Source organism: Sphingomonas sp. GW821-FHT10F09, from assembly GCF_058809195.1.
The window spans coordinates 129,938-144,901 of sequence record NZ_JBXASI010000004.1; the positions used below are offsets into that span (position 1 = coordinate 129,938).

Annotated in this window: 15 protein-coding genes; 8 read left to right on the forward strand and 7 right to left on the reverse strand. The window is 68.8% G+C overall.

Features of this window, described 5'->3' with window-relative positions; all coding sequences use genetic code 11:
* Nucleotides 1–8 precede the first annotated feature (8 nt).
* Nucleotides 9–1,322, forward strand: a complete 1,314-nt coding sequence (locus AC1RTO_RS13410; protein WP_493161327.1) for an amino acid permease — start codon at nucleotides 9–11, stop codon at nucleotides 1,320–1,322.
* Between the two features lie 31 nt (nucleotides 1,323–1,353).
* Here AC1RTO_RS13410 and AC1RTO_RS13415 read toward each other — a convergent pair whose 3' ends face one another.
* Genes AC1RTO_RS13415 through egtB form a run of 4 tightly spaced genes read right to left on the reverse strand, consistent with a single transcriptional unit; the run spans nucleotide 1,354 to nucleotide 4,671 of the window.
* Nucleotides 1,354–1,500, reverse strand: coding sequence for a hypothetical protein (locus tag AC1RTO_RS13415; protein WP_254290372.1), 147 nt, complete (start codon nucleotides 1,498–1,500; stop codon nucleotides 1,354–1,356).
* A gap of 10 nt (nucleotides 1,501–1,510) precedes the next feature.
* The gene (locus AC1RTO_RS13420; protein ID WP_493161328.1) at nucleotides 1,511–2,380 is read right to left on the reverse strand and encodes a 3-hydroxybutyryl-CoA dehydrogenase; all 870 of its coding nucleotides are present in this window, start codon (nucleotides 2,378–2,380) and stop codon (nucleotides 1,511–1,513) included.
* A 60-nt stretch (nucleotides 2,381–2,440) separates the two neighbouring features.
* Nucleotides 2,441–3,418, reverse strand: coding sequence for an L-histidine N(alpha)-methyltransferase (gene egtD / locus AC1RTO_RS13425; protein WP_493161329.1), 978 nt, complete (start codon nucleotides 3,416–3,418; stop codon nucleotides 2,441–2,443).
* Nucleotides 3,418–4,671, reverse strand: coding sequence for an ergothioneine biosynthesis protein EgtB (gene egtB / locus AC1RTO_RS13430; protein ID WP_493161330.1), 1,254 nt, complete (start codon nucleotides 4,669–4,671; stop codon nucleotides 3,418–3,420). The genes egtD and egtB overlap by 1 nt, the downstream gene beginning before the upstream one ends.
* Before the next feature lie 170 nt (nucleotides 4,672–4,841).
* Here egtB and AC1RTO_RS13435 point away from each other — a divergent pair, with 170 nt between their 5' ends.
* The 7 genes from AC1RTO_RS13435 to AC1RTO_RS13465 all read left to right on the forward strand — a co-directional run bounded on the left by AC1RTO_RS13435 (nucleotide 4,842) and on the right by AC1RTO_RS13465 (nucleotide 11,577).
* On the forward strand, nucleotides 4,842–6,056 hold the full coding sequence (locus AC1RTO_RS13435; RefSeq protein ID WP_493161331.1) for an MFS transporter: 1,215 nt from the start codon (nucleotides 4,842–4,844) through the stop codon (nucleotides 6,054–6,056).
* Nucleotides 6,053–7,264 (forward strand): Na+/H+ antiporter NhaA, encoded by a 1,212-nt coding sequence (gene nhaA / locus AC1RTO_RS13440; RefSeq protein WP_493161332.1) that lies wholly within the window; start codon nucleotides 6,053–6,055, stop codon nucleotides 7,262–7,264. The genes AC1RTO_RS13435 and nhaA overlap by 4 nt, the downstream gene beginning before the upstream one ends.
* On the forward strand, nucleotides 7,251–8,480 hold the full coding sequence (locus AC1RTO_RS13445; protein WP_493161333.1) for an MFS transporter: 1,230 nt from the start codon (nucleotides 7,251–7,253) through the stop codon (nucleotides 8,478–8,480). Before nhaA ends, AC1RTO_RS13445 begins: the two co-directional genes overlap by 14 nt.
* Before the next feature lie 93 nt (nucleotides 8,481–8,573).
* Nucleotides 8,574–9,542 carry a serine O-acetyltransferase EpsC gene (gene epsC / locus AC1RTO_RS13450; RefSeq protein ID WP_493161334.1) on the forward strand — a complete coding sequence of 323 codons (969 nt, stop codon included), beginning with the start codon at nucleotides 8,574–8,576 and terminating at the stop codon, nucleotides 9,540–9,542.
* Nucleotides 9,542–10,321 (forward strand): gamma-glutamyl-gamma-aminobutyrate hydrolase family protein, encoded by a 780-nt coding sequence (locus AC1RTO_RS13455; protein ID WP_493161335.1) that lies wholly within the window; start codon nucleotides 9,542–9,544, stop codon nucleotides 10,319–10,321. The genes epsC and AC1RTO_RS13455 overlap by 1 nt, the downstream gene beginning before the upstream one ends.
* Nucleotides 10,318–10,557 carry a hypothetical protein gene (locus tag AC1RTO_RS13460; protein ID WP_493161336.1) on the forward strand — a complete coding sequence of 80 codons (240 nt, stop codon included), beginning with the start codon at nucleotides 10,318–10,320 and terminating at the stop codon, nucleotides 10,555–10,557. Before AC1RTO_RS13455 ends, AC1RTO_RS13460 begins: the two co-directional genes overlap by 4 nt.
* 210 nt (nucleotides 10,558–10,767) lie before the next feature.
* On the forward strand, nucleotides 10,768–11,577 hold the full coding sequence (locus tag AC1RTO_RS13465; RefSeq protein ID WP_493161337.1) for a hypothetical protein: 810 nt from the start codon (nucleotides 10,768–10,770) through the stop codon (nucleotides 11,575–11,577).
* Nucleotides 11,578–11,726: 149 nt separating this feature from the next.
* Here AC1RTO_RS13465 and AC1RTO_RS13470 read toward each other — a convergent pair whose 3' ends face one another.
* From AC1RTO_RS13470 to sucC, 3 genes are all read right to left on the reverse strand, one after another.
* Nucleotides 11,727–12,656: an electron transfer flavoprotein subunit alpha/FixB family protein gene (locus AC1RTO_RS13470; RefSeq protein WP_493161600.1), complete on the reverse strand. Its 930-nt coding sequence runs from the start codon at nucleotides 12,654–12,656 to the stop codon at nucleotides 11,727–11,729.
* Nucleotides 12,657–12,664: 8 nt separating this feature from the next.
* On the reverse strand, nucleotides 12,665–13,411 hold the full coding sequence (locus tag AC1RTO_RS13475; RefSeq protein ID WP_493161338.1) for an electron transfer flavoprotein subunit beta/FixA family protein: 747 nt from the start codon (nucleotides 13,409–13,411) through the stop codon (nucleotides 12,665–12,667).
* A 249-nt stretch (nucleotides 13,412–13,660) separates the two neighbouring features.
* The gene (sucC, locus tag AC1RTO_RS13480) at nucleotides 13,661–14,860 is read right to left on the reverse strand and encodes an ADP-forming succinate--CoA ligase subunit beta (RefSeq protein WP_293876015.1); all 1,200 of its coding nucleotides are present in this window, start codon (nucleotides 14,858–14,860) and stop codon (nucleotides 13,661–13,663) included.
* Nucleotides 14,861–14,964: the final 104 nt, after the last annotated feature.

A 14,964-nucleotide genomic window follows, 5' to 3' on the forward strand; every position in this document is an offset into this window, starting at 1 on the left:
GCCCCGGCATGACCGGCCTCAGGCGGACCCTCGGGTCGGGCCAGCTCGCGATGATCGCGATCGGCGGCGCGGTCGGCACCGGGCTGTTCCTGGGCAGCGGCTTCGCGATCGGGCTCGCCGGCCCCGCGGTGCTGGTCAGCTATGCGATCGGCGGGCTCATCACGCTGGCGCTGATGGGGTGCCTTGCCGAGATGACGGTGGCGGACCCGGCGACGGGGTCGTTCGGGCTGTTCGCCGAACGCTATCTGGGGCGGTTCGCGGGATTCCTCGCCCGCTACGCCTATGTCACCTGCATCATCCTCGCGATCGGAACGGAGGTGACCGCGGTCGCGATCTACATGCGCTATTGGGCGCCGGACGTGCCGGGCGTGTGGTGGATCGCCGGCTTCGCGCTGGCGCTGCTGGCGGTGAACCTCGCCAGCGTGCGCGTGTTCGGCGCGGTCGAATATGCCTTTTCCGCGATCAAGATCGCCGCGATTCTGGCGTTCGTCGCGATCGGCCTGTGGGTGATCGTCCGCAGCGGCGTCGGCATGACGCATTATACCGCGCATGGCGGGTTCGCGCCCAACGGCATCGGCGGCATCTGGACCGCCGTAATCGTGTCGATCTTCAGCTATCTCAGCATCGAGATGATCGCGGTCGCCGCCGGCGAGGCACGCGATCCGGAGCGCGCGATCGTTCGCGCCTTCCGCTCGACGATGCTGCGCCTGGCGCTCTTCTATCTCGGCAGCCTCGCGGTGATGCTGGCGATCGTGCCGTGGACGCAGGCGGGAACGACGACCAGCCCGTTCGTCACGGTGATGCAGGCGACCGGCCTGCCCTATGCCGCGGGCCTCCTCAACGCGGTGGTGCTGGTCGCGGCGCTGTCCGCGATGAACAGCCAGCTCTACACCGCGTCGCGCATGCTGTTCAGCCTGGCGGAGAGTGGCTTCGCGTCGCCGGCGCTGGCGCGGATCGATGCGCGCGGCGTGCCGGTGCGGGCGCTACTGGTGTCGGCGGCGGGGATCGGCGTGGCGGGCGGCGTCTATGCATGGCGGCCCGATGCGGCGTTCGGCGTGATGATCGCGGTGTCGATCTTCGGTGCGCTGTTCACCTGGGGGATGATCTTCGTCACCCATCTCGCCTTCCGCCGGCGGCACGGCGCACCGGCGGCGTTCCGCCTGTGGGGCTATCCGTGGACCAGCCTCGCCGGCGCCGGCGCGATCCTCGCGATCCTCGTGACGACGCCGTTCACCGGACCGTTCGCGCTGACGCTGGCCTATGGCGTCCCGTTCCTCGCGGTGCTGGCACTGGTCTATGCGGTGCGGTTTCGCCGCCCCTGACCGTCGTCCCGCGGCGGGGTGCGGACAGACGCTATTCGTCCGTCCGCATCTTCACCTTGTTGGGCAGGTCCTTGCCCTTGGTCCGGCGCGAGGGCAGCTGCACCGGATTCTTCTTCTTCCATTCTTTGTAGGTCATCGGCCCTTCGGGCGTGTCGACGATGGTATCGTCCAGGCTCATCGCATCATCCTCAGCGCGTCGGCTCCGGCGTCGGGCCGCTGTAATCGTAGAAGCCGCGACCGGTCTTGCGGCCGTACCAGCCCGCCTCGACATATTTGACCAGCAGCGGCGCCGGACGGAATTTGGGATCGCCGGTGCCGTCGAACAACACCCGCGTGATCTCGAGGCAGGTGTCGAGCCCGATGAAATCGGCGAGCGTCAGCGGCCCCATCGGGTGGTTGAGCCCCAATTGGCAGGCAAGATCGATATCGCGGATCGTCGCCACGCCTTCGCCGAGCGCGAAGATCGCCTCGTTTATCATCGGCATCAGCACGCGGTTGACGATGAAGCCGGGCGCATCGTTGGCCCGGACCACCGCCTTGCCGAGGCGGTCGGCATATTCCTCGATCGTCGCGACGGTGGCGTCCGACGTGGCAAGGCCGCGGATCACCTCGATCAGCCCCATGACCGGCACCGGGTTGAAGAAATGCACGCCGATGAAGCGCGCCGGGTCGGGCGTCGCCTGCGCCAGCCGGGTGATCGGGATCGACGAGGTGTTGGACGCGAGCACCGCATCAGCGGCGAGTACCGCGCCCACATCCTTGAAGATCGCGCGCTTGATCTCCTCGCGCTCGGTCGCCGCCTCGATGACGAGGCCGCATTCGCCCATCGTCGCGACGCCGGCGACCGGTTCGATCCGGGCGAGCGTCGCGTCGCGGGTGGCGGCGTCGATCTTCTCCTTCTCGACCGCGCGCGCCAGCAGCTTTGCGATACCGGCCTTGCCCGCCTCGGCGCGCTCCACCGACACGTCGGTCAGGATGACGCGATAGCCTGCCGCGGCCGACACCTGCGCGATCCCCGCGCCCATCTGGCCCGCTCCGATGACTCCGACCGCCCGCATCTCACTCTCCCTTATCCGTTTGCCGCGTCATAACGCCTTTCGACGCGGCTGCCAGCCGGATCAGGGCGCCGGACGCTCCGCCTGGGCCTCGGCGAGATAGAGGGCGAACAGGCCGTCGGGGTCGGTCCATTCGTGGATCGGCGTCCAGCCGCCCGAGCGGAGCAGGATGCGGGCGTCGCGCGATCCGTATTTATGGCTGTTCTCGGTGTGGATGCTTTCGCCCGCGGCCATCGCGAACGGCCGGCCGTCGACGGTGAAGGCGATGTCGCGCGATGCGACCAGATGCATCTCGATCCGGGCGCGGTCGTCGTTCCAGCGGGCTTCGTGCGTGAAGGCATCGACCGGGATCGTGCCGTTCAGTTCGCGGTTGATTCGTTCGAGGAGGTTGAGGTTGAACGCTGCGGTGACGCCGTCCTCGTCGTCATAGGCGGCGACCAGCGTTGCCTCGTCCTTGATCCGGTCCATGCCGACGAGCAGCATCGCGCCCTCGCCAAGCGACGCGCGCATCGTGCGGAGCAGGTCGACCGCCATCAGCGGAATCATGTTGCCGATCGTCGACCCGGGGAAGAAGCCGAGCTTGGGCGTATCGGCGATCGTGTGCGGCAGGGTGAGCGGACGCATGAAGTCCGCCTCGAACGGCAGCACCAGCAGGTCCGGAAAGGCCGCCGACAGCACGCGCGACGATTCGCGCAGGAAGTCGCCCGAAATGTCGATCGGCACATAGGCGGACGGCGCGGTGCAGCGGAGCAGCACCGGCGTCTTGACCGACGAACCAGACCCGAATTCCACCACCGCGCGGCCACGACCGGCGATATCGGCGACCTCTGGACAGATCCGCTCGAGTATCGCGGTTTCGGTGCGCGTCGGATAATATTCGCGCAGCGCGGTGATGTCCTCGAACAGTTCCGACCCGCGCCGGTCGTAGAACCAGCGTGCGGGAATGGCGCGCGGACGGCGTTCCAGCCCGGCGAGCACGTCGGCACGGAACTGCGGGTCGGCCAGCGTCTGCTCGCCGTCCTCGATTTCGGGCTTCAACATCAGATGTCCTTGGCGAGCCGGACGCCGGTGAACTGCCAGCGCTGGTGAGGGTAGAAGAAATTGCGATAGCTGGCACGGGCATGGCCGCGCGGCGTCGCGCAGCTGCCGCCGCGCAGCACGAACTGGCCGCTCATGAACTTGCCGTTATATTCGCCGACCGCGCCCTCGGCGGCGCGGAAGCCGGGATAGGGGCGATAGGCGCTGCCGGTCCATTCCCAGACGTCGCCGAAGAACGCGGGACCGCCGGCCGCCGGCCGCGGCTCGACCGGGCCGGCATCGTCCATCTGGTTGCCGCCGGTCGGATCATGCGATTGCGCCGCCGCTTCCCATTCGAATTCGGTCGGCAGGCGCGCGCCGGCCCAGCTGGCATAGGCATCCGCCTCGAAGAAGCTGACATGGGTCACCGGTGCGGCGGGATCGATCGCGCGGCGGCCGTCGAGGCCCATGCGGGTCCAGCCGCCGTCGCGTTCCTCCCAATAGAGCGGCGCGGCGATCCCCTCCGCCTTGACCCAGGCCCAGCCGTCGGCGAGCCAGTGCGCCGCGTCCCGATAGCCGCCATCGGCGATGAACGCCGCCCATTCGCCGTTGGTGACGGTGCGGTCGGCGATGGCATGGTCGACCAGCAGGCTGTCGTGCCGCGGTCCTTCGCAATCGAAGGCGAAGCCGTCACCGTCATGGCCGACCCGGACGATCCCCGCCGGGCGTTCAATCCAGCGGATCGGGCCGGGCATCGCCACCGGCACCTTGGGCGCCGCGGGCCACACCGCCGGCTCCAGCGGGTTTTCGCCGAACAGGTGGAGGATGTCGGTGACGAGCAGCTCCTGATGCTGCTCCTCGTGATGGCAGCCGAGCGCGACCAGTTCCAGCGCCGCGGGGGGCAGGTCGGGCAAGGCCGCCGCCAGCGCCGCATCGACGTGCGCGCGATACGCCCGCACCTCGTCCAGCGTCGGCCGGGTGATCATGCCCCGCCGGTCGCGGGCATGCCGACGCCCTTCCGCCTCGTAATAGCTGTTGAACAGGAACGGAAAGCGCGCGTCGTGCAGGCGATAGCCCGGCACGTGGTCGCGCAGTACGAACGTCTCGAAGAACCAGGTGGTGTGCGCCAGATGCCATTTGGCGGGCGAGGCGTCCGGCATCGACTGCACCGTCGCATCGGCGTCGGACAGCGAGGCGGCGAGCGCCAGCGTCAGCGCGCGTACGTCGGCGTAGCGATGGGCGAGCGGCACGTCCGGCTGGGGGGCGACCTTCAACATGACAAACCTTCCCCCGCGTGCCTGAACGCAAGCGAACAAAGCGCATGAGAGCGCAAAGGGTTGCACCCGATGGCACCTTGCGGGGCGCGAAATCGCGGTGCCGGGAACCGCCGTTCGTAACGAACCGTTTCTCTTGCTGCATTGCAGCAAAGCCGGTTAGGGCCGATCCCATGACGTTACGACAGACTGCCGAGGCGCATCCCGGCCTCGTCCACCTCGCGCTCGCGGTCGGCGGGTTCGCGATCGGGACGACCGAATTCGCCGCGATGAGCCTCGAACCCGATCTGGCGCGGGGGCTGGGCGTGGACGCGCCGACCGTCGGCCATGTCATCAGCGCCTATGCGCTCGGCGTCGTCGTCGGCGCACCGACGATCGCGGTGCTGTCCGCCCGGCTGTCGCGACGGACGCTGCTGATCGGGCTGATGGCGCTGTTCGCAATCGGCAACCTGCTGTCCGCGTTCGCCCCGGACTATCGCTGGATGCTGGCGTTCCGGTTCCTCGCCGGACTGCCGCACGGTGCCTATTTCGGCATCGCCTCGCTGGTCGCCGCGTCGCTCGTTCCCGCCGACCGGCGGACGCAGGCGGTCGGGCGGGTCATGCTCGGCCTGACCGTGGCGACGATCGTCGGCGTGCCGTTCGCGACGCTGCTGGGCCAGGTCGCGAGCTGGCGCTGGGTGTTCGCGCTGGTCGCCGTGCTCGCGCTGCTGACCGCGACCCTGGTCGCGCTGCTCGCCCCGGTCGACGCACCCGACCGCGACGCCAGCCCGCTGCGCGAGCTCGGTGCGTTGCGCAGACCGCAGGTATGGCTGACGCTCGGCACCGGCGCGATCGGCTTCGGCGGCATGTTCGCGGTCTATACCTATCTCGCCTCGACGCTGATGGACGTCACCGGCGTGTCGGCGCGGACGGTGCCGCTGGTGCTGGCGGTGTTCGGTGCAGGGATGACGATCGGCAATCTCGTCGTGCCGCGCTTCGCCGACCGCGCGCTGATGCCGACCGCGGGGGCGCTGCTACTTTGGTCGGCGGCGGCGCTCGCGCTCTACCCGCTCGCCGCCGGCAATATGACGACGATGATGCTCGACGTGTTCGCGATCGGCCTCGGCGGTGCGCTCGGCACGGTGTTGCAGACGCGGCTGATGGACGTCGCGGGCGATGCGCAGGCGCTGGCGGCGGCGCTCAACCATTCGGCGTTCAACACCGCCAATGCGATCGGGCCGTGGCTCGGCGGGCTCGCCATCGCCGGCGGGTTCGGCTGGACCTCGACCGGTATCGTCGGGTGCGGGCTGGCGCTGGGCGGCTTCGCGATCTGGGCGGTGTCGTTCGCGGTGCAGCGCGGCGGGATCGGCTTGCCACGCGCGGCGGAGCCGTTACGCGGCAACGGATGACGGCACGCCTGCCCCGCCGCGGCGCCCATAGCGCGCTTCGCGATGTCCTGCACAGTGAGGCGGCGGGCGGCGTCGCGCTGATCGCCGCGGCGGTGCTGGCGATGATCGTCGCCAATGTCCCCGCGACCGCGCCCGGCTACGCGGCACTGCTCCACCATGCGACCGGCCCGGTGCTGGCCGAGGCGCTCGGCCCGATGACGGTGCATCTGTGGATCAACGACGGACTGATGGCGCTGTTCTTCCTGCTCGTCGGGCTGGAGATCAAGCGCGAGGTCGTCGACGGGCGGCTCGCCAGCGCCGACCGCCGCCGCCTGCCCTTCATCGCCGCGGTCGCCGGTATGGCGGTCCCCGCGCTCGTCTTCCTGATCGTCGCCAGTGCGGAGCCGCGCTTGCAGCCCGGCTGGGCGATCCCCGCCGCCACCGATATCGCCTTTGCGATCGGCGTGCTCGCGTTGCTCGGCAGCCGCATTCCGTCGGCGTTGACGCTGTTGCTGACCACCGTGGCGATCGTCGACGACATGGGCGCGGTCGCGATCATCGCGGTCGCCTATACCGAGACGATCCAGACGCTCGCCCTCGCCGGAGCGGGCCTCGCGCTGGTCGCGCTCTACCTGCTCCACCGCCGCAAGGTGATGGCGCTATGGCCCTATCTGCTCGCCGGGGCCGTGCTCTGGCTGTTCGTGCTGCAATCGGGCGTGCATGCGACGATCGCCGGCGTGCTGACCGCGATGCTGGTCCCGATCCGCCCCGCGCCGGGCGCACCCGACGGTGCGACCGCGCCGCTGCACCGGCTGGAGCAGGCGCTGCACCCCTGGGTCGCCTTCGCCATCGTGCCCCTGTTCGGCTTCGCCAATGCCGGCGTGTCGCTGTCCGGCGCCACCCTCGCCACGCTGGCCGAACCGTTGGTGCTGGGGATCGCGCTGGGCCTGTTCCTCGGCAAGCAGATCGGCATCTTCGGCGCGATCCGCATCGCCGACCGGCTCGGCATCGCGCGGCGACCGGCCGGCGTCAGCTGGGCACAGCTGTACGGCATGGCGTTGATCGCCGGGATCGGCTTCACGATGAGCCTGTTCATCGGCGACCTCGCCTTCGCCGATCCCGCGTTGGTCGAACGCGTCAAGATCGGCGTGCTCGCCGGATCGGTCGCCTCCGCGCTGGCGGGCGTGCTGGTCCTCTTCGTCAGTGGAACGTCGCATGCCACCCGCTGAATCGCCGCTGCGCCAAGGCACGCCCGCCTATCGCCGGCTGACGCTGGCAATGCTGTTCGCCGGCTTCTCGACCTTCTCGCTGCTCTATTCGGTCCAGCCGCTGCTGCCGCTGTTCGCCGCCGATTACGGACTGAGTGCGGAGGGCGCATCGCTGGCGGTGTCGCTCGCCACCGGGCCGCTCGCGATCGGCATCCTGTTCGCCGGCATCCTCTCCGACCGGGTCGGACGGCGGCCGCTGATGGTCCGGGCGATGTTCGCGGCGGGCGCGCTGACGCTCGCCGCGGCGTTCGTACCGGGATGGACCGCGCTGCTCGCACTGCGCCTGCTCACCGGCATCGCGCTGGCGGGCGTGCCCGCTGTGGCGATGGCCTATGTCGCCGAAGAGGTCGACGTCGCCTCGGTCGGCGCGGCGATGGGCCTCTACATCGCCGGCAGCGCGATCGGCGGGATGGGCGGGCGCCTCGTCGCCAGCCTCGTCGCCGACGTCGCCGGCTGGCGCTGGGCGCTCGGCAGCGTCGGTCTTGCCGGGGTGCTGATGGCGGAAGGGTTCCGCCGCCTCGCGCCCGCATCGCGCGGCTTCGTCGCCGGCAGCGGCCGCCATCCGTTCGCCGGCCTTGCCGCGCTGTTCCGCGACCGCGCGCTGCCCCTGCTCTATGCGGAGGCGTTCCTGCTGATGGGCGTGTTCGTCACCGTCTACAATTACGCCGGCTTTCGCCTGCTCGCACCGCCCTATGGGCTCAGCCAGGCGGCGGTGGGGCTGGTGTTCTTCCTCTACATCCTCGGCTCGGCGAGTTCGGCGGCGTTCGGCGCGTTCGCGGGCAGGGTCGGGCGGCGGCGCGTGTTCTGGCTGCCGATCGTGCTGCTGATCGGCGGTGTCGCCGCGACCGAGGCACGGCCGCTACCGCTGGTGATCGCGGGCATCGCGCTGGTGACGATCGGCTTCTTCGGCGCGCATTCGATCGCCAGCGCCTGGGTCGGCCGCCGCGCGCTGGGCAATCGCGGACAGGCGGCGGCGCTCTACCTGTTCTTCTATTATCTGGGGTCGAGCATGCTGGGCTCGGCCGGCGGTTTTGCGTGGAGTCATGCCGGATGGCCGGGCGTCGCGCTGTTCTGCCTCGGGCTCGGGGCGCTGGCGCTGGGCCTCGGCGTGCTGCTCGCGCGAGTCGCGCCGCTCCCCCTCCCCGAAGCGCCCGATCCGGCGCCGGTCGAACCCTGAGCGCACTCGATTCGACCGAACTTCGCACCGGGATAGCTTTTCTTCCTATTCCCATCATGCCAGTAGGATATCTTCGTCGTCGGAGGTAGTCGCATGACCACGCAGCGTCGATTGGCAGACGAACCGCGCCCGGGCGCGACGCTGGGCGAAGCCGTCACCGCGCTGCGCGGCGCGCGATCCGCCTGGCGCGACCGCCAGCAGCCCGGCCATGCCGCCGCGGTCTTCCCGTCGCGCGGCACGGTCGAACGCGTCGTCGAACTGCTCGCGGAAGCGCTCTATCCGCGCCGGCTCGGCCTGCAGCGGGCGACCCCCGACGACGAGGACCGCTTCGTCGCCGCCAAGCTCGCTGCCGCCTTCACCGAGCTGGAGCGCGAGATCGGTCATGAGATCGGCTATTGGCAGACGGAGGCGAACGCGACCTTCGACGCCGATCAGGCCGCGACCATCGTCCGGCTGTTCGCCGGCACGCTGGGCGACATCCGGCGGCTGGTCGACAGCGACGTCGAGGCGGCGTTCCTCGGCGACCCGGCGGCGGGCAGCACCGACGAGATCCTCGTCTGCTATCCCGGCGCGATCGCCAGCCTGCACCACCGCATCGCCCACGAACTGCACCAACTGGGCGCCCCGATCGTCGCGCGCATGATCTCCGAACTCGCCAACGAACGCACCGGCATCGACATCCATCCCGGCGCGACGATCGGCGAACGCTTCTTCATCGACCACGGCACGGGCGTCGTCATCGGCGAAACCGCGATCGTCGGCAGCGGCGTGCGGCTGTACCAGCATGTCACGCTGGGTGCGCGCAGCCCGCTCGGCGCCGCGCGCCGCGGCCCGCGCGACCGCTTCGCCCGGCACCCGATCGTCGGCGACGACGTGGTCATCTATGCCGGTGCGACCATCCTCGGCCGCGTCCATATCGGGTCCGGCGCGACGATCGGCGGCAACGTCTGGCTGCTGACCGACGTCCCCCCCGGCGGCGTCGTGGTGCAGCCCGAGGCGGACCTGCTCGCGCCGAGCGCCGGCCATGCCCTGCGCGACACGCTCGTGGCGGCGGTGGTGTGATGGGGCAGTCGCTCCGGTCCGAACGCCGCCCGGTGATCGGCGTCCTGTGCTGCAACGAGGTTGCGGACCGGCCGGTACAGGTGGTCGCAAGCCGCTTCGTCGAGCCGCTCACGCGGCTGGCCGGGGCGACCGTGCTGCTGGTGCCGGCGATGCCCGACACCGCCGACGTCGCGACGCTGTCCGCGATCCTCGACGGGCTGCTGCTCACCGGATCGCGCTCGCACGTCGCACCCTGGCGCTATGGCGGCGCGGCGCTGCCCGCCGACCAGATCGTCGACGAACCCCGCGACGAGGTCGCGCTGGCGCTCGCCGGGCGGATGATCGAGGCGGGCAAGCCCGTCTTCGGCATCTGCCGCGGGTTGCAGGAGATCAACGTGCTGTTCGGCGGTTCTTTGTGCGCAGCGGAACATGCCGAGCGCCATCACCGCGGCGGCTGGGAAGGCGATTACGAGTCGCTCTTCCATCACGGCCACGATGTCGAGCTCAGCGCCTGCGGCCGGCTCGCCAGCGCCACCGGCACGCGGCGGATGCGGGTCAATTCGGTGCATCAGCAGGGCATCGACCGGCTCGGCGGCGGTCTGTCGGTCGAGGCGGTGGCGGCGGACGACGGCCTGATCGAGGCGGTGTCGGCGCGGCCCTGCGGCGCCGACGTGCTTGGTGTGCAATGGCATCCCGAATGGGACGCCGGCACCGCCCCCGCCAGCCAGGCTTTCTTTGCGCTGATCGGCGCAGGACTGCGCGACCACGCAGCCCATTGTTCAACACGGAGGACTGAATGAAGACCCTTATTCTCGCACCCGCGCTCGCGCTTGCCGCCCTGAGCCTCGCCGCCTGCGGCCCGAAGACCGACGCCGGCAATAACATCACCGCGACCGACACGCTGACGCTCAACGAAGAGGGCGACGCAGGCCTCGGCAACGGCGATGCGTTCGAGACGACGGGCAACGACGTGGCGATCGGCAACGACGCCAGCCTCGCCGACAACGTCCTTGCGCCTACGGGCAACGCGCTCTGATCCTGATTTCACGAACACGCCGGGTATAAGCTCCCTAGGCGTAGACTGGCGGCTCGATCTTGCTGGGATCGGGCCGCTTTTTTTGTCCGATCGGGTCGCGCCAATCTGCCCCGCCAACTGACGGTGGCGCGTGCGTCCGGGACCGCTCCGGAGATTTACTCCGCTGCTCAGAGCCACCATGATCGTGGACCAACAGCGGGGGAGCCTTTGATGATCGGAACAGGAATTGCGGCGGCGATCGCGCTGATGGGGCAGAGCGTGCCGCCGACCCCATCCGCTCCGCAGACGACGGACGGGGCGGTTTCCGAGGATATCGTCGTCACCGGTCTGCGCGATATCGAGGCGAAGGATTCCGCCGTCACGACCGGGACGCTGGGTAGCCAGCGAACCGGCGATGCTGTCGGCAGTCGTCGCATATTCGATCTTGCGCGACGCTGGGCGGCCTGTGCCGCCGCCCCGAGGGATGAAACCCGGCGGGAATGGCTGCGCAAGGCCCTGGACACGCGGACCAACAGCACCGTGCAAGCCTTCGCGATGTCCCGGCTCGCACAGTTGAACATGGAATGTGCACCGGACGCAGGGCGCGCCGTCGGCGGCGCCGTAACCGATCCGTATTACGATCGTGGCGCACTGGTGATCGAGACGCTCAAATCGGTGGAACCACCGATCACGTTGACCAAGGCGCAGACGGGCAACCCGGTCGTGCAGGCCCGTTTCAACAGGCGCGAGACGCCGCTGTCCAAATTCCGGTTGCCCGTGGACCAGCATTATTTCGAAACGGCGGTGTGCTTCGTGCGACTGCAGCCGGAGCTGTCGGTCCGACTGGCGCTGACCGACCGACCGCTCGATTCGGTGCGGCGGCTGGAGGCCGCGATCGTAAACCGCGCACGCGTGTGCGTGGGAAACGCGCGGAAGGTGTATTTCGATGGCGTGCAGTTCCGGTTCTACATCGCCGATGCGGTATACCGGTGGGTGGCCGCCGCCCGGGATGCGCGTACGCTCGTACCCGACGCGGAATGACGCAATAGCCCGGGTCGGTGCCGACGATCCGAGCGGTGGCCGTCAATCGGGATGTTTGGTCTGGACCGACGCCGCCGCGAGACATTCCGCGTCGTCCCCGCCCCGCCTTGGCGTCATCGGCGGGCAGCACCGCTGCCCGCCGTCCACCGTCAGAGCTTCTCGGTCAGTTCCGGCAGGACCTTGAACAGGTCGCCGACGAGACCCAGGTCCGCGACCTGGAAGATCGGGGCGTCCTCGTCCTTGTTGATCGCGACGATGACCTTGCTGTCCTTCATCCCCGCAAGATGCTGGATCGCGCCGGAAATGCCGACCGCGATATAGACTTCGGGGGCGACGATCTTGCCGGTCTGGCCGACCTGATAGTCGTTGGGCACATAGCCCGCGTCCACCGCCGCGCGGCTCGCGCCGACGCCGGCACCGAGCTTGTCGGCGAGCGGTTCGATCAGCTTGGTGAAGTTCTCGCCGTTCTGCAGCGCGCGGCCGCCCGAGACGATGATCTTCGCGCTGGTCAGTTCGGGGCGCGCATTCTCCGCGATCTCGGACCCGACATAGGTCGACACGCCGGTTTCGCCCTGCGACGCGACCGCCTCGACCACGCCCGAGCCGCCCTCGGTCGCCGCCTTTTCGAAGGCGGTGCCGCGGACGGTGATGACCTTCTTGGCATCCGACGTCTGCACCGTCGCGATCGCATTGCCGGCGTAGATCGGACGCGTGAACGTGTCCTCGGCTTCGACCGACAGGATGTCGCTGATCTGCATCACGTCGAGCAGTGCGGCGACGCGCGGCGCGACGTTCTTGCCGGTCGTGGTCGACGGCGCGACGAAGGCGTCGTGATGCCCCATCAGTTCGACGACCAGCGGCGCGATATTCTCGGCGAGCGCATGCGCATAGGCCGCGTCGTCCGCGACATGGACCTTGCCGACGCCGGCAATCTTCGCGGCCTCCTGCGCGACACCGTCGACGCCCTGGCCGGCGACGAGCAGATGGACCTCGCCCAGCTTCGACGCGGCGGTCACAGCGGCGAGCGTGGCATCCTTCACGGACGTGCCGTCATGCTCGACCCAGACGAGCGTCTTCAGGTTACCGGTCATCGGGCAATCCCCATCGCATGCAGCTTCGTCACGAGTTCGTCGACATCGGCGACCTTGATGCCCGCCTGGCGCTTGCCCGGCTCGACCACCTTGAGCGTGGTCAGGCGCGGGGTGACGTCGACGCCGTAATCGGCGGCGGTCTTCTGCGCGAGCGGCTTGGACTTCGCCTTCATGATGTTGGGCAGCGAGGCGTAGCGCGGCTCGTTGAGGCGCAGGTCGGTGGTGACGATCGCGGGCAGCGGGAACGTGTCCGTCTCCAGGCCGCCATCGACCTCGCGCGTCACGGTGACGTCGCTGGTCGTCAGCTCGACCTTGGACGCGAACGTCCCCTGGCCCCAGCCGAGCAGGCCGGCGAGCATCTGGCCGGTCTGGTTGTTGTCGTCGTCGATCGCCTGCTTGCCGAGGATGACGAGCTGCGGCTGCTCCTCCTCGACGATCTTGGCGAGGATCTTGGCAACACCGAGCGGCTCGACCTTGGTGTCCGAGGTGACGAGGATTGCACGGTCTGCACCCATCGCCAGCGCGGTGCGAAGCGTTTCCTGCGCCTTCTGCTCGCCGATCGAGACGACGACGATCTCGGTAACACCCTTGTCCTTCAGACGGATGGCTTCCTCGACCGCGATCTCGTCGAACGGGTTCATGCTCATCTTGACGTTGGCCAGATCGACGCCCGACCCGTCCGCCTTCACGCGAGGCTTCACGTTATAGTCAAGCACGCGCTTGACCGGCACCAGCACCTTCATCAGCTTCCTTCCGATTGCGCCTCCGATACCGTTTTTCCGGCATCGTATCGGCGGTTCACATGGCTATTTTCCGCGGTTTTCGCAAGTCCGGTACGGAAAGTGCCGCTTGCCGTAACGGCATCTGCCCCGAACAGACGAATCGGGCCCGGACATGATGCCCGAGCCCGACGTCTTTTACGATATCCATCCCGCCCCGGACCGCGTCCGGGGCGACGGAGCGCACGGCATGACGCCCCGCCCCGTCATCGGTCAGGCCGCCTTCTGCACCTCGGCGACGATCTTCTTGGCCGCGTCGCCCAGATCGTTCGCGGGAACGATCGCGAGGCCGGAGTTCGCCAGGATGTCCTTGCCGGCCTGCACGTTGGTGCCCTCCAGACGGACGACCAGCGGCACCGAGAGGTTCACTTCCTTCGCCGCGGCGACGATGCCCTCGGCGATGATGTCGCACTTCATGATGCCGCCGAAGATGTTGACCAGGATGCCCTTCACCGCGGGATCGGCGAGGATGATCTTGAACGCCGCGGTCACCTTCTCCTTGTTGGCGCCGCCGCCGACGTCGAGGAAGTTGGCCGGGAACATGCCGTTCAGCTTGATGATGTCCATCGTCGCCATCGCGAGGCCGGCGCCGTTGACCATGCAGCCGATATCGCCGTCGAGCTTGATGTAGGCGAGGTCGTACTTCGACGCCTCGAGCTCCATCGCATCCTCTTCGGTAGTGTCGCGCAGCTCCATCAGATCCTTGTGACGGAACATCGCATTGCCGTCGAAGGCGACCTTGGCGTCGAGCACCATCAGCTTCCCGTCGTCGGTCACGGCGAGCGGGTTGATCTCGATCTGCTCGGCGTCGGTGCCGAGGAACGCGTCGTACAGCTTCGACGCGGTCGACGCGGCCTGCTTGGCGAGGTCGCCGGTCAGTTCGAGCGCGGCGGCGACGGCGCGGCCGTGATGCGGCTGGAAGCCGGTCGCGGCGTCGATGTCGATCGAGTGGATCTTCTCGGGGGTGTCGTGCGCCACCGTCTCGATGTCCATGCCGCCCTCGGTCGAGGCGACCATCGAGACGCGGCCGGTCGCACGGTTGACGAGCAGCGCGAGGTAGAATTCCTTGGCGATGTCGACGCCGTCGGTCACGTACAGGCGGTTGACCTGCTTGCCCGCGTCACCCGTCTGGATGGTGACGAGCGTGTTGCCGAGCATGTCGGTCGCCGCGGCACGCACTTCGTCGGCGGTCTTGGCGAGGCGGACGCCGCCCTTGGCGTCGGGGCCGAGTTCCTTGAACTTGCCCTTGCCGCGGCCGCCGGCGTGGATCTGCGCCTTGACGACATAGAGCGGTCCGGGAAGCTTCTCGGTCGCGGCGACGGCTTCTTCGACGCTCATCGCGGCGAAACCGGCGGGAACGGGCACGCCGAACTTTGCCAGCAGTTCCTTGGCTTGATATTCGTGGATGTTCATGGCCTGCCTCGCATTATGCTATTAAGAGGAGATTGAGCGGCCTTTTGCACAGGCGGCCCGGCGAATCCACCCCGGATATCACACCGGGTCCATTCGTTATCGCA